We start from the raw sequence: 13,810 nt of genomic DNA on the forward strand, positions 1-13,810 counted from the left end.
CGTTGGAAGCTCCTAGTGGTTCAGGTGGGGGACAAATGGGCCCATGACGCCAGTTCGGGGCGCAGGGCAAGCAGTTCACGCACACGCTGCACAGCATGCGCGCGCAAATCGGGATCGGTGTCCAGCTCGGCCAGCAGGGTCATGGCCTGGGCTTCGGTGCGGCATTTGCCGCCAGTGCGGGCGCAGTCGGCGGCGGCAACGGCGGCGGCGCGCACCTGGCTGGCTTCGGCGCCGCTGGCGCGCAGATAGCGTGCCTTGTGCCAATAGAGCTCAGCTTCGTGCAGGCGCTCGGCCAGCGGGGCCACCAGCGACAGGCTGTCGTCCAGCCGCGCCAGCGCGCCGGCAAAATCGCCCTGGCGAGCCAGGGTGTGGGCGGCAAAAGCCCGGTAATAGGTTTGGCAGTAGCGGCAGCCAATGCTCCACAGCGCCTGAATACCCGTATCGGCATCTGCCACTTCACCCACTGCCCAGCTGCGGATGATTTGGGCATAGCCCAAAAATGCCGGCAGGCCGTAGCGATTGGCCAGTTCAATCAGCTCATCGCACACGGTTTGTGCGGCAATGGCGTCGTCACGGCCCAGCTCAAACAGGCCCAGATACAACAAAGCCATCCCCAGCGATGGCGCATGCGCCTGCTGGCGTGCGCGCGCCACCGCCACGCGGGCGTCGTCGCGGGCCAGTTGCTCGTGGCCCAAGCCCCAGCGCACCAGCGCACGTGCCGCGCGCGACCACACCAGGGTGTCCAGGCCAAAGCGCACGGCGTGGCCGGCATGGGCCTGGTGGTCATGGGTGTCAATGGCGGCGGTCAACTCGCGCTCGGCGTGGTCAAAGCGGCCTTCGGAGTAGTGCGCCAGCCCCAGCCACAGCCGCGCCGACACGTGGGTATGGCTGTCGTGACTGCTCAGCGCTTGCTGCAACATGGCGTCGGCCAGTTGCATGACTTCAGCGCGATTGCTGGCGACGTGGTGAAAGGTCAGCGTGGTCCACAGATGTTGCAGGCGCAGCTCGGCGGAGATGTCTTGCGCCAGAATGGCTTCGGACAGGGCGATTTTTTCTGCCACTTGCGGATGCGCCCAGCCGTATTTATTCATCAGCGCCTGGGTGACGCAGCCGTTCAGTTCCAGCCGGGCTTCCAGTTGGGCGCGGCCTTCCAGCCGGTGAATCCATTCGTCTACCTGGCCGGCGTAGGCCAGGGTTTCATCGTTGAGCGAGCGGTGCTGGGTCAGGCGCAGTTGGGCCAGCCCCAGTTCGACGGCGCGTGGGTAATGTTCGGCGCGGGCAAAGTGGTGGGCCACCGCGCCGGGGGCGTCGATCAGCTGTTGCGGGTCGTGCGCAACAATCGCCTGAGCCACCCGTTCATGGCGTTGGCGCTGCTGGCTGACCAGCATGATGTCGTAAGCAGCGTCGCGGATCAGCGCATGGCGGAACACATAGCGGTCGTGGTCGGCGCGCGCCAGCAGGCCGGCGTCTACCAGAATATGCAGCGCCAGGGCCAGCGCATCTGGCCCAGCCTCGGCGGCACACACGCGCAGCAAGCCGCCATCCACTTCGCGGCCAATGGTGGCGGCCAGTTGCAGAATGTCGCGCGCCGCGCCCAGTTGGTCAAAACGGCTGTGCAGCGATTCGCGCAGGGTGATGGGGATGGCGTTGACCTGGGCGCCAGGCTTGAAGCCCCACACCCCATCGGCTTCTACCAGGCTGGTGTCGCGCAGCACATGGGCCAGTTCCTGGATGAATAGCGGCACGCCTTCGGTGCGCGCCACCACGCTGTCCACCACGCTGTCGGCCAGCTGACGCGGGGCAAACAGGTGACGCACCATGGCGGCGGCCTCGGCCGGCTTGAGCCGGGCCAGCTCCAGGGCATGCACGGATTCGGCTTCCAGCGTCACGCCGGGACGGCAGGTCATCAGCAGCACCATGGCTTGCCCGCTCAGGCGCTGGGCCACATGGCGCAGGGCGTCCAGCGTGGCTGAATCCGCCCAGTGCAGGTCTTCCACCATCAGCAGCACCGGGGTTTGCCGGGCCAGATGCGCCAGCCACTGGGCCAGCGCCTCGATCAGCAATTGCTTTTGCAGCACGGGCGACACTGCGCCGGCATCCTGGCGGGCAAATGGCAGCGCCAGCCAGGCGCAAAAAATCGGCATCACCCGGTCCACATCACAACCGGCGTCGTGCAGCGCCTGGGTGAGGCGGGCGATTTGCGCCACCGGCTCGACGCCGGCCAGCACCTGTTGGCGCAGCAAGGACAGTAGCGGCGACAGGGCGTTGTTTTCGTATTCCGGAAAGCAACGGGCGCACAATGTCAGGCCGCCACGGCTGGCGATATGCCGACGCAGGGTTTCGCTCAGGCAGGATTTGCCCACCCCAGCCTCGCCACGCAGCAACCAGCCACTGCCTTGGCCCAGGCGGGCCTGCCGCCAGCCGCGCAACACCTGGCGCAGCTCACTGGCGCGACCGATGCAGCGGGTGTGCCAGGAATCCGACCCGGCGGCCACTTCGATGGGCTGCAAGGTGTGGGCCAAGAGCTTGAAGCAGCCTACGGTGGCCGACGCCGACGGCACGCGCACGCGCCCGGCCGCTTCAAACTCGGCCAGACCGCGCAGCAACTGGCGATAGGCCTCGCTGGCCCAGATTTCGCCGGGGCCGGCGTGGCTTTCCATTTGCAAGGCGATGTTCAGGGTATTGCCCGGCGAGACTTCACCGTCAGCGGCCACCACCATGCCGGCATGCAGGCCGATGCGCACTTGCAATTCGGCGCCGGCCCGGCACAAGGCGGCGTCGCCCTGGCGCGCGCACGCCAACTGGGCCAGCTCGACGGCAATACTGGCGGCCAAGCGCGCATCACCCTCGGTACTGCGCGGGTAGCCGAACATCACGCTGAACTGATGACCCAGCGAGCCAATCAGCGCACCTCCGCGCATCAGGGCGGCTTCCTGAAACACCTGGCACAAGGTGCGTTGCAGGCTCTCTTGCTGCTCAAAGCCGGCGTTGTCCAGGCTGTCGAAGGTTTCGGGCAGGCATACCGACACGCTGCAACACAACATGGTGACTTGGCGTTTTTCTTCGCGGCTGGGCTGGCAAATGGCGGTGGGCAGCTCGGCGGCGCGGTCGGCCGCAGGCAGCGGCAGCGACACACCCACCAGATCGTCCAGGCGGATGCGAGCCAGTTCCAGCAGCATATCGCCAGCGGAGGCATGGCGTTCGACGCGCTTCTTGCGCAGCGCCTTGCGCAACAAAGTAGCCACCGGGTGCAGGCCAATAGCCTTGGGCAGAACGGTTTCTTGCGGCACCAGCTTTTGATAAAAGATATCCGCTGCCGACGCGCCTTCAAACACCGGCCGCCCGGTCAGGCACTCGATAAACACCAGCGCCCAGGCGTACAAATCCGCCTGCACGCTGGGCGATTCGCCGCGCAATTGCTCGGGCGCACAGTAGGCTGGCGTGCCCAGGCACTCGTCGGCCAGGGTCATGTTTTTGAAATGCGGCTCGCGCAGATCCGGCGCCACGGTGCTGATGCCAAAATCCAGTACCTTGGCGTGGTTGACCACCCCATAGCGGGCAATCATGATGTTTTCTGGCTTGATGTCACGGTGCACAATGCCCAGTTGGTGGGCGCAAGCCAGCGCATCCAGCACCTGGCTCATCAGCCGGCCGGTTTCCAGTGGGTCCAGCGGGCCTTCTTGCAACAAACGCTGCTTGAGGGTCACACCGGGGACATATTCAAATACCCCGTAAACATACTGTCCGCATACGCCATCATCCAGCAGTTGCACAATGCTGGGATGACGCAGCCGTGAGCATAACGTGGTTTCTCGGCGGAAGCGCTCGATGCGGCGGGCATCGTCATGCACATGGGCAATCTTGATGGCGACGGTTTGGCCATTTTTGTCGGCGCGCGCCAGATACACGGCGCCATAGCTGCCGGCGCCCAGCAGGGATTCCAGGGTGTAACCGGGAATCTCGATGCGCACGGGTGACCCGGAGGGAGGGAGCGGGCGGGGGATGTCCCCGGCAAGAGGCGCTTTCATGGCTGGTCCTTATCCTTGGGTGGCTCAGGCGCGCATGCCCCATGCCAAACCAATGGACGTCATGGCCAACACATGAACTCTGCGCACCTGCATCATGCTGAACTCTCCGACTCAAAACGCCATGTGGATACACAGCCACCGCAGCATCAGGTCGAATGGCCCCATAGTGACACAGGGCAGCACGTTCTCGACACATGACATCACGCCTTCCGCCGTAGCGGATATTTGGCCAACCTTGCAGACCGACGGGAGCGGCAAATTCAACGCCACCCCAAAAACCATGTCGTTTTGCTAAATACGTAAAACTACTTGAGTAAATCTACGCATATTGACCCATATCCCGGATAGCTGCCTCAATTACACCTCATAACAACCATGGCATCAGGGTAGCTGGCAACAGGATGGACGTGCGGTGCCAGTGTTGTAATCGCGCATCATTGCTGAACAGGCTGCGCAAAAAGCATCACGCCGCCCCCAGGACAGGGGGCGGCGTGATGGCTCAGGCAGAGAGACGGCCGACTCAAAAGGCGGCCAGAGTATCAAGCAGGCAGGCTCAAGAAGCTGGGGCGCTCACTGCTGCCGGCGGGGTTTTCGGCTCGTCATGCGGCGCATCCGGGTGCCAGCCCAGGGTGAACAGCAGCACGGCAAAGCCAGCCACATAGCCCACCGGCACATGCCAGCCGTGGCGCAGCCATTGCCCGGCGGAGCGGCCCTCGGGGAACATATTGGTCAGCGCCACGCCAGAGGACGAACCAAACCACAGCATCGAGCCGCCAAAGCCAACGGCGTAGGCCAAAAAGCCCCAGTCGTAGCCGCCTTGCTTGAGCGCCAGCGCGGTGAGCGGGATGTTGTCAAAAATCGCCGAGATAAAGCCCAGCGCCAAGGCAGTCATCCACGAGGCGGGCGGCAGTTGCTCCACCGGCATCATCGAGGCGCACATCACCAGCGACAGCAAGAAGATCGAACCTTGCACGGTTTCCGGCAGCACTTCCCAGTCGTGACGGCGCACCGGGATAGTCAGCAGGATGGCGCTCCACACCGCCACGCCGATAAACGGAAAGCCGTCGGCCATACTGGTATAGAACGTGTTGACGGTGACATTGGCGCCCACGGCAAACACCAGCATCAGGCCAACAATCAACAAGCGCCCCCAATCCACATGGGTGTGGGCGTGGCTATGTTTGAGGATGGGCGAATAGGCATGCTGTTGCTTGGCGCCAAAGTAGCCGACAATCACCAGCGCCACCACGGCGGCGATATAAGCATCCAGCACAATCAACGGGCTGACGCCGTCGATCCACATCATGGTGGTGGTGGTGTCGCCCACCACCGAGCCGGCGCCACCGGCATTGGACGCGGCGACAATCGCCGCCAGAAAACCGATATGCACCTTGGCCTTGAACAGCTGGTGGGCCATGGCGCCGCCAATCAGCGCGGCGGCGATATTGTCCAGAAAGCTGGAAATCACAAACACCATCACCAGCAGCGCAAAGCCGCCCTTCCAGTCGTTGGGCAGGTATTTGGGCAGAATCACCGGCACATGGCTTTTTTCAAAATGCCGGGCCAGGATGGCAAAGCCGGTGAGCAGGCAGAACAAATTGGCCACCGTCACCCATTCGTGGTGCAAATGCCCGGCAAAACCGGCCAGACCCGCGCCAGTCACAAAGCCAGTGACGGCGATTTTATACACGCTGATGACGGCAAAACCGCCCAGCGCCACCCACAGCGAGAAGTGGTGAAACAGCGCCACGCCCAGCAGGGTGGCGGCAAACAAAAAGAACTCCAGCGGGATGCCGCCTACGCTGACGCCATTGCCGGCCAACGCCGACATGGGCAGCGCGAGGCCCGCGCCCAACAGGGCGATGCGCGAGGGAATAGTCATGATGGCTTACTCAAAGGTTGAAAAAACGGCAATCGCCCCGTCAAGACGCGACGCGCTGCGGCAGGCGCGCGGGCCAGGAGGCGCCGCCTGTTGCGTAGAATGTGGGCTCCACCCAACCGCGCCAGTAAAGATTGGGTGGGCGCTTCTTCAGCGCCGCTCACCCCACACTCAGCGCAGCGTCACAACGCCAGGAGGGTTTTGAGAGCGGCGCCCAGCACAGGCGGCCAGAACAACTTGCCAAGGCCGGCAGTATACCCAAGACACTTTCGGCCATGGATTCGGGTTATCCCGATCATTCCTCCCCGCCCGTGTCGCGGCGCGGCACGGTTTCAGGGTCGGCGATGATGGGCCGATAGATTTCCACCCGGTCGCCGGCCTTGAGCACGGCGTCGGGCTTGACCACGCGGCCAAAGATGCCCAGCTTGCGCTCGGCCAGCGCCACATGCGGAAACTGCTTGAGAATGCCAGAGCGCTCGATGGCCTCGACCACGGTGGATTCGTCCGGCACTTCCAGATTCAGCCAGACTTGCTGGCCCGGTTCGGAATAGACCACACCCACTTGCATGATGAAACTCCTTGATGATGTCGTCGATGTCGGCTTAGGGCGGCTCACAAAACCCAGCGAAGCGACCCTGGCTAGGCGCACGACCGCAGACAGTACAACAGTCGGGCAACAACGCCAGGAGGGTTTTGTGAGCGGTTCTTAGAGCGGCTCACAAAACCCAGCGCAGCGATCCTGGCTAGGCGCACGACCGCAGACAGTACGGGTAGTACGGCAAGGTCGTGCAACAACGCCAGGAGGGTTTTGTTAGCCGCTCTTAGCAGTGCGAAGGCTGGGCGGCGGGCGGCGGGGCGGCCTTGGCCAGACGGGCCTGGCGCAGCTCCATGGCGCGTTTGCCCGCCAGCAAAAAACCCAGCACGGCAAAGCCACCCGGCGGCAGAATCATCAGCAGGGCGCCGCCGTAGCCGGGCAGTTTCATTTCCAGGAAGGCAAAGCCCGGCCCGAGCAAGCCAGAGGCGTTGCTGAACAGCGTACCCGCGCCAAAGAACTCACGCACCAAGCCAATCACCGTCAAGGCGCCAGTAAAGCCCAGGCCCATGGCCAGGCCGTCCACGGCGGAAATCAGCACGCCGTTTTTCACGGCAAACGCCTCGGCGCGGCCCAGGATGGCGCAGTTGACCACAATCAGCGCAATAAACAGGCCCAGCACCTTGTATAGGTCGTGCATCCAGGCGTTGAGCACCATGTCCACCACGGTCACCAGGCCGGCAATCACCACCACAAACACCGGGATGCGCACTTGCGAGCTGACGGTGTGGCGAATCATCGACACCAGAATATTCGACACAATCAGCACTGCCGTGGTGGCCATCCCCATGCCCAGGCCATTGGTGCCGCTGGTGGTCACCGCCATGGCCGGACACATGGCCAGCAGTTGCGAGAACACCACGTTTTGTCCCCACAGGCCTTCTTTCATTACATTGCCCAGCGCGGGCGCCTTGCTGTCAGCCATGATCAGCCTCCGAGAATTTCCGCTTTGTGTTCACTGAAAAACAGCATGCCGCCCTTTACCGCCTTGACCACGGCGCGCGGGGTGATGGTGGCGCCGGCAAACTGGTCAAACACGCCGCCGTCTTTTTTCACGCCCCATTTGTCTGCCGGCGGCTCGCCCAGCGATTTGCCGTTGAAGCTGAGAATCCATTTGTCTTTGGCGATTTCAATCTTGTCGCCCAGACCAGGGGTTTCGGTGTGCTTGAGCACGCGCGCGCCCAGCATCTTGCCGTCCACATCCACCGCCATCAGCACCAGAATCTCGCCGCTGTAGCCGCGTTCGCTGACCTGAAACACCACGCCCTTGAGCGCGCTGCCCAGCCGGGCGCGGTAGATGGTCAGCGGTTTATCCTTGTATTGCAGGGTGACCACGTCCTTGACCAGGTCGTTGTCGGCAAAGCCCTTGGGCAGCACGTCGCTGAGCGAATTGCGCAGGTCGGCGGCCTCGGCGGCGGCGATGGCGTCGTGGGTGCTGGTGGCGGCCAGCGCCAGCGCGCCGCTGACCACCAGGGCCACCACGCCCAACAGCACGGGTTGATAGCCCAGTTTTTCCCGAATTGCATCCAGATTCATGTCAGGCCTCCTTGGGGGCGTCCAGCGGTTTGCCGTTGCGTTGACGGCCGAGGATGCGCGGCTTGAAGGCGCGGTCCAGCATCGGCGCCAGCGCATTCATGAACAGCACGGCAAACGCCATGCCCTCCGGGTAGCCGCCCCAGGTGCGGATGATCCAGGTCAAAAAGCCAATGCCCAGACCAAACAGCAGCTTGCCCAGCGGCGTGGTCGGCGAGGTCACATAGTCGGTGGCGATGAAAAACGCGCCCAGAATCGCCGCGCCAGACAGCAGGTGGGTGGCGGCGTCCAGGTAGTGCGCCGGATTGGCGGCGTGGCCGATGGCGGCCGGGATGGCCAGGCCAGCCAGCACCGCCAGCGGGATGTGCCAGGAGATAATGCGCACGGCGATCAGGTATAGCCCGCCGGCCAACAGCAGCGGCGCGGCGCTTTCACCCAGGCTGCCCACCCGCACGCCGTGCCAGGCGGCCAAGGGCGCATGGCCGCTGCTCAGGCTGTGCAGCAAATCCACGCCGCGCGACAGCTCGGTTTTGGCAAAGCCCAGCGGCGAAGCGCTGGCCATGGCGTCCGGAATCGGCATGGCGCCCAAAAAAATCATCAGGCTGTCGGCCAGGCCCGGCGCTGGCAGGCTGGCTTGCGCGCCCGGCAACACCCAGGTGGTCAGCGGCAGCGGAAACGACACCAGCAGCGCCACCCGCGCCACCATGGCCGGGTTGAACACGTTCTGCCCCAGGCCGCCAAACACCTGCTTGCCAATCACGATGGCGATAAAACCGCCCAGCACCGGGACCCACCACGGCGCCCACGGCGGCAAGGTCAGCGCCAGCAGCCAACCCGTGAGCAGGGCGGAATGGTCCTTGAGCACGCGCGCCGGCTGCGGATGGCCCTTCAGCCGCAGGCACAGCGCCTCAAACCCGGCACAAGAGGCCAGGGTCAGCGCCCACACCAGAAACGACGGCCAGCCATACAGCCAAAACGAAAACAAGGTGGCCGGAACCAGCGCCAGCTCCACCCGCAGCATGGTGCCTGTGACGGTTTTGCCCGCATGGGCGTGCGGCGAGGCAACCAGCTGGCTGCCCGACAAAGACGACGGCATCATGTCGGTTCTCCTTGCTTGCTTGCCTCAGCCGCAGCGGCGGTTTTGGCGGCGGCGGCAGCGCGCTCGGCCTTGCGGCGGGCGGCGGCTTCGGCCTTTTCCTGGGCTTCGCGCGCCAGCCGCGCTTCGCGCGCCTGGGCGAGTTTCTTGGTGGCCTCCATGCGCAGGGTGGCGCGGTCGCGGGCGGCCAGTTCGTTTTTGGCGTAGGTGAAGTGCTGCACCAGCGGAATGCTGGACGGGCACACATAGGCGCAACAGCCGCAGGCAATGCAGTCTTTCAGGCCCAGCTCCACGGCTTCGCCCAGGGCTTCCTTGCGGATATTGGCGGCCATGTCCGAGGGCAGCAGGCCCATCGGGCAGGCCTCTACGCAGCTGCCGCAGCGGATGCAGTCGCTGGCGTCTTCCAGCCTGGCTTCTTTGGCGTCCAGCGCCAGAATGCCGCTGACGCCCTTCATCACCGGCACGCGCCAATGCTGCACTTGCGCGCCCATCATCGGCCCGCCAATCACCCGGCGCGCCAGGCCAAGGCCGTCGCCCTTGAGGCCGCCGGCAAAGGCCAGCACGTCTTCAGCCAAGGCGCCCAGCGGCACGTCGATATTGCCCGGCGCATTCACGCACGCGCCGCCCAAGGTCACCAGCCGCGACACCAGCGGCCGGCCTTCGGCCACCGCCTGCCACACGGCCAGCGCCGTGCCCACATTGTTGACCAGCACGCCAGCGTCAAACGAGCGGCCATCGGCCGGCACTTCGATGCCGGTGAGGGTCTTGACCATCTGTTTGTCAAAGCCCATGGGAAAACGCGCCGGCACCGGGCACACGCGCACGGTGTCGTAGCCGGCGGCGGCGGCCTGCATGGCGGCGATGGCTTCGGGTTTATTGTCTTCAATGCCGATCAGCGCGCGCTTGGCGCCGCTGGCGTGCACGATCAGCCGCACGCCAGCGACGATGCCGGCCGCCTGGGTGCGCATCAGCACGTCGTCGCAGGACAGATAGGGCTCGCACTCGCCGCCATTGATGATGACGGTGTGAATGCCGGCGCGGTTGGCGCCGGTCAGCTTGACCGCCGACGGAAAGGTGCCGCCGCCCATGCCCACCACGCCAGCGGCGGCGACCTTTTTGTTGATCTCGGCCGGCGACAGGGCAAAGGGGTCGTCACAGCCTTTGAGCTCAATCCATTCATCCAGGCCATCCGGCTCAAGCATGATGGCGGGCATGGCCAGGCCGGAGGGATGCGGCGCGGTCACATCGGCCACCGCCAGCACCGTGCCGGAGGTCGGCGCGTGCACCGGCGCGGACACCATGCCCTGGGCTTCGGCCAGACATTCGCCTTTTTTGACTTTTTGGCCCACCAGCACAATCGGCCGGGCCGGGGCGCCCGAGTGTTGCGACAGCGGCAGATACAGCCGCGATGGCGCGGGCATCACCCGCACCGGCGCATCGGCGCCAGGGCGCTTGTGGTCGTCGGGGTGAATGCCCCAATCGGCGCTGCCCAGTAATTTATCCAGCAAGGTGCGCAGGTTCATGACAGGATTTCCTTGACGATTGAGCGATTCAGGCCACGGCGGCCGGGCGCGGCATCACCCAGTGTTGCAGGGTGACCGGCATCGGCTTCATCAGCAGGGCTTCGGTGGGGCACACCGGCACGCAGCTTTCGCAACCGGTGCAGGCTTCGCGCAGCACGTTGTGAATCTGGCGGGCGGCGCCGACGATGGCGTCGGTGGGGCACACCTTGGCGCAGCGGCAGCAGCCGATGCAGAGTTCTTCGGCGACGGCGGCCAGCTTGGGGCCGCTGTCGTCCATGCCGGACAAATCCAGGCTCAGCCCCAGCTTGGCGGCCAGCGCCGAGGCCAGCGCCTTGCCGCCGGGCGGGCACAGGGTGGCGGGGGCCGAACCATCCACGACGGCGGCGGCGGCGCCAGCACAGCCCGGAAAACCGCACTGGCCACAGTTGGAGCCGGGCATCATCTCCAGCACTTCATCCACCACAGGATTGCCTTCCACCTGCAAAAAGCGGTTGGCCACCCCCAGCACCACACCCAGCACGGCGCCCAGCACGGTCAGACTCAAGACAGCGGCAAGCATGACGGTTCCTTTCAGAGATTCAGATGTTCAAGCCGGAGAAGCCCATGAAGGCCAGCGCCAGCAAACTGATGGTGACAAAGGCGATGGGCGCGCCGTCAAAGGCCTGCGGCACGCGCGACAGCGCCACGCGTTCGCGCAGGCCGGCAAAGATCACCATCACCAAGGTAAAGCCCATAGCCGAGCCAAAGCCGTACACCAGGCTCTTGAACAGGCCAAATTGTTGAGAAATATTGAGCAGCGCCACGCCCAGCACGGCGCAGTTGGTGGTGATCAGCGGCAGATAGATGCCCAGCGCTTGGTACAGGCCGGGGCTCATCTTGCGAATCACCATTTCGGTGAACTGCACCACGGCGGCAATCACCAGAATGAAGGTGAGGATGCGCAGGTAAGAAAGCCCCAGCGGCGCCAGCAGCCAGTTTTCCAGCATCCAGGACGCGCCAGCCGCCAGGGTGATGACAAAGGTGGTGGCCAGGCCCATGCCCAGCGCGCTGTCCACGCTCTTGGACACCCCCATGGCCGGGCATAAGCCGAGAAACTTCACCAGCACCACGTTATTGACCAGGGCAGTGGACAATAACAGGAGAATATATTCGCTCATGATGCGCTCACAGACGGATTTGGGAATGTCCGCGCCTGTGCATAAGGCATGCCACGCCGGCCAGAGAAAACATAAACCCATGTATAAACTGGATTTTTTGTTTTGACGGCAAACATTGTTGCAACGCAATGTCGGGTATCCGACAGGGGTTTCGTCAGTTTTGTCCCTTGGCGAGCGATTTCAGCGATTTACCCGATTTCGATGGTCGGCACGATTCCTGCTAAGCCTTATTGCGCGCCAGCCCGCAGCTTTATTTAGAGTCGCTCACAAAGCTCAGCGAAGCGATCCTGGCCAGGCGTGCGGCCGCAGACAGCACAAGCAGTACGGCAAGGCCGCACAACAACGCCAGGAGGGTTTTGTGAGCGACGCTTTACACCCTGCCTGCGGCCTGACGCCCCACCACCCGCCGCATGCGCGCGGGGCCAAACCGGACAGACATCCGCACGCAAGGAGAGACCCATCATGTCGGCCGCATCCGCTTTCTCCCCCCAGGTTTCATTACCGCCGGAGCTGTACCGACAGGCGGTGGAAGAAGCCGATCTGGCCATCTCCATCACTGACCGCCACGCCAATATCCTGTACGCCAACGCCGCCTTCACCCGCGTCACCGGCTATCAGCCCGAGCAGGTGATTGGCCACAACGAATCCATGCTGTCGCACCGCACCACCCCGCGCGAGGTGTACCAGGAGCTCTGGAGCCGGCTGGCCGCCGGCCAGCCCTGGAATGGCCGGCTGCTCAACCGCCGGCAGGATGGCAGCGTGTACCTGGCCGAGGTCAGCATCACCCCGGTGCACGCGCCGGATGGCAGCGTCAGCCACTATCTGGGCATGCACCGCGACGTCACCACCCTGCGCCAGCTGGAATGCATGGTGAACAACCAAAAACAACTGATCGCCTCGGTGCTGGACGCCGCGCCGATGGTGTTTGCCCTGCTGGATGGCAATGGCGGGCTGATGCTGAGTAATCAGGCCTACCACAGCATGGCGCGCGAGCTGAGCAACGACAATCCGGCGCACGCGCTGATGGACACGCTGTGCCCGGACTGGCGCGCCCAACTGGCCAGCGACCCGGCGCACTGCACCTTCACCGACCAGGAAGCCCGGCTGGACCGGCCCGGCGGCGCGCCGCGCTGGTATACCTGCAGCGCCCAGCTGATTCGCCTGAGCAATGAGGCGGTGGATGGGTTTTTCTGTGCGCAAAACGCCGCTGGCCTGCTGCTGACCTGCACCGACATCACCGCGCTGCGCGCCGAGCAGGAGCGCGCGCGCACCGCCGCGCTGAAGGCCATTCTGGCTGACGAAGAACGGGTGGCGTCGATTCGCGAAAGCCTGTCGGCGGCCCTGTTCCGGCTGGAAGAGCCGATGAATGTGATTTTCTCGGCAGTCAACCTGCTGCGCCGACGCGACCCGGCCAGCGCCAGCATGCTGGAAGACGCGCTGGACGCCAGCCGCGTGCATCTGGACGCGCTGCGCGAGGTGATTCCGCCGCGCGGGCCGGAAACCATGAGCAACGTCAACCTCAACGAAATCCTGCGCGACGTGCTGGACATCGTCACCCCCAGCCTGCTGGCCAATGGCGTGGTGGTGGACTGGCTGCCGGCGCCCACCCTGCCCACCATGTACGGCCGCTCGGTGCAGTTGCGCATTCTGTTCAAGGCCCTGATCGACAACGCCATCGAGGCAATGAGCGGCAAGGGCTGGGCGCGACGCGAGCTGACACTGAAAACACGCCAGCGCGACGACTGTATTGTCATCACCGTCGCCGACCGGGGGCCAGGCATGAGCCCGGATTGCGAGCTGCGCGCCTTTGAGCCGTTTTTCACCACCAAACGCGGCGGCGGCCGCCACCTGGGCACCGGCTTGTCGCGCGCCTACCAGGTGGCGACCGACCACGGCGGTTATATCGACCTGGGAGAAAACCCTGGCGGCGGCTGCCTGGTGACCGTGGAATTCCGCCTTGACGGCGACCCGGTATGAGCCTGGCGTCGTCAATGCCCCTGAG

10 protein-coding genes are annotated in these 13,810 nt (G+C 64.4%); 1 reads left to right on the top strand and 9 read right to left on the bottom strand.

Going from position 1 to position 13,810, the window contains the following annotated elements; translation table 11 throughout:
- Positions 1–20: 20 nt before the first annotated feature.
- From DFR34_RS05475 to rsxA, 9 genes are all read right to left on the bottom strand, one after another.
- Positions 21–4,028, bottom strand: coding sequence for a TOMM system kinase/cyclase fusion protein (locus DFR34_RS05475; protein ID WP_110390162.1), 4,008 nt, complete (start codon positions 4,026–4,028; stop codon positions 21–23).
- A gap of 553 nt (positions 4,029–4,581) precedes the next feature.
- Positions 4,582–5,910: a hypothetical protein gene (locus DFR34_RS05480; protein ID WP_211309298.1), complete on the bottom strand. Its 1,329-nt coding sequence runs from the start codon at positions 5,908–5,910 to the stop codon at positions 4,582–4,584.
- A 292-nt stretch (positions 5,911–6,202) separates the two neighbouring features.
- On the bottom strand, positions 6,203–6,475 hold the full coding sequence (locus DFR34_RS05485; RefSeq protein ID WP_110390163.1) for an RnfH family protein: 273 nt from the start codon (positions 6,473–6,475) through the stop codon (positions 6,203–6,205).
- 253 nt (positions 6,476–6,728) lie between these two features.
- Entirely contained in the window at positions 6,729–7,424 is a 696-nt protein-coding gene (locus tag DFR34_RS05490; protein ID WP_110390164.1) for an electron transport complex subunit E, read from the bottom strand.
- A gap of 2 nt (positions 7,425–7,426) precedes the next feature.
- Positions 7,427–8,035 carry an electron transport complex subunit RsxG gene (gene rsxG / locus DFR34_RS05495; protein ID WP_110390165.1) on the bottom strand — a complete coding sequence of 203 codons (609 nt, stop codon included), beginning with the start codon at positions 8,033–8,035 and terminating at the stop codon, positions 7,427–7,429.
- 1 nt (position 8,036) lies between these two features.
- A complete protein-coding gene (locus DFR34_RS05500; protein ID WP_211309299.1) occupies positions 8,037–9,131 on the bottom strand; it encodes an RnfABCDGE type electron transport complex subunit D in 1,095 nt (364 codons plus the stop codon).
- A complete protein-coding gene (gene rsxC, locus DFR34_RS05505) occupies positions 9,128–10,651 on the bottom strand; it encodes an electron transport complex subunit RsxC (RefSeq protein WP_110390166.1) in 1,524 nt (507 codons plus the stop codon). The genes DFR34_RS05500 and rsxC overlap by 4 nt, the downstream gene beginning before the upstream one ends.
- Positions 10,652–10,679: 28 nt before the next feature.
- A complete protein-coding gene (locus DFR34_RS05510; RefSeq protein ID WP_110390167.1) occupies positions 10,680–11,210 on the bottom strand; it encodes an RnfABCDGE type electron transport complex subunit B in 531 nt (176 codons plus the stop codon).
- Positions 11,211–11,229: 19 nt separating this feature from the next.
- Positions 11,230–11,808 carry an electron transport complex subunit RsxA gene (gene rsxA, locus DFR34_RS05515; protein ID WP_110390168.1) on the bottom strand — a complete coding sequence of 193 codons (579 nt, stop codon included), beginning with the start codon at positions 11,806–11,808 and terminating at the stop codon, positions 11,230–11,232.
- A gap of 462 nt (positions 11,809–12,270) precedes the next feature.
- On the opposite strand from rsxA, the gene nifL reads away from it, so the two are divergent.
- The gene (nifL, locus tag DFR34_RS05520; RefSeq protein WP_110390169.1) at positions 12,271–13,785 is read left to right on the top strand and encodes a nitrogen fixation negative regulator NifL; all 1,515 of its coding nucleotides are present in this window, start codon (positions 12,271–12,273) and stop codon (positions 13,783–13,785) included.
- Positions 13,786–13,810 lie beyond the last annotated feature (25 nt).

Source organism: Rivihabitans pingtungensis, assembly GCF_003201855.1.
GTDB lineage: Bacteria > Pseudomonadota > Gammaproteobacteria > Burkholderiales > Aquaspirillaceae > Rivihabitans > Rivihabitans pingtungensis.

Bases quoted from the DNA above. Each gene is read 5' to 3' on its own strand.
- DFR34_RS05490 (WP_110390164.1), bottom strand. From the start codon at position 7,424: ATGGCTGACAGCAAGGCGCCCGCGCTGGGCAATGTAATGAAAGAAGGC.
- nifL (WP_110390169.1), top strand. From the start codon at position 12,271: ATGTCGGCCGCATCCGCTTTCTCCCCCCAGGTTTCATTACCGCCGGAG.
- rsxA (WP_110390168.1), bottom strand. From the start codon at position 11,808: ATGAGCGAATATATTCTCCTGTTATTGTCCACTGCCCTGGTCAATAAC.
- DFR34_RS05475 (WP_110390162.1), bottom strand. From the start codon at position 4,028: ATGAAAGCGCCTCTTGCCGGGGACATCCCCCGCCCGCTCCCTCCCTCC.
- DFR34_RS05510 (WP_110390167.1), bottom strand. From the start codon at position 11,210: ATGCTTGCCGCTGTCTTGAGTCTGACCGTGCTGGGCGCCGTGCTGGGT.
- DFR34_RS05480 (WP_211309298.1), bottom strand. From the start codon at position 5,910: ATGACTATTCCCTCGCGCATCGCCCTGTTGGGCGCGGGCCTCGCGCTG.
- rsxC (WP_110390166.1), bottom strand. From the start codon at position 10,651: ATGAACCTGCGCACCTTGCTGGATAAATTACTGGGCAGCGCCGATTGG.
- rsxG (WP_110390165.1), bottom strand. From the start codon at position 8,035: ATGAATCTGGATGCAATTCGGGAAAAACTGGGCTATCAACCCGTGCTG.
- DFR34_RS05485 (WP_110390163.1), bottom strand. From the start codon at position 6,475: ATGCAAGTGGGTGTGGTCTATTCCGAACCGGGCCAGCAAGTCTGGCTG.
- DFR34_RS05500 (WP_211309299.1), bottom strand. From the start codon at position 9,131: ATGATGCCGTCGTCTTTGTCGGGCAGCCAGCTGGTTGCCTCGCCGCAC.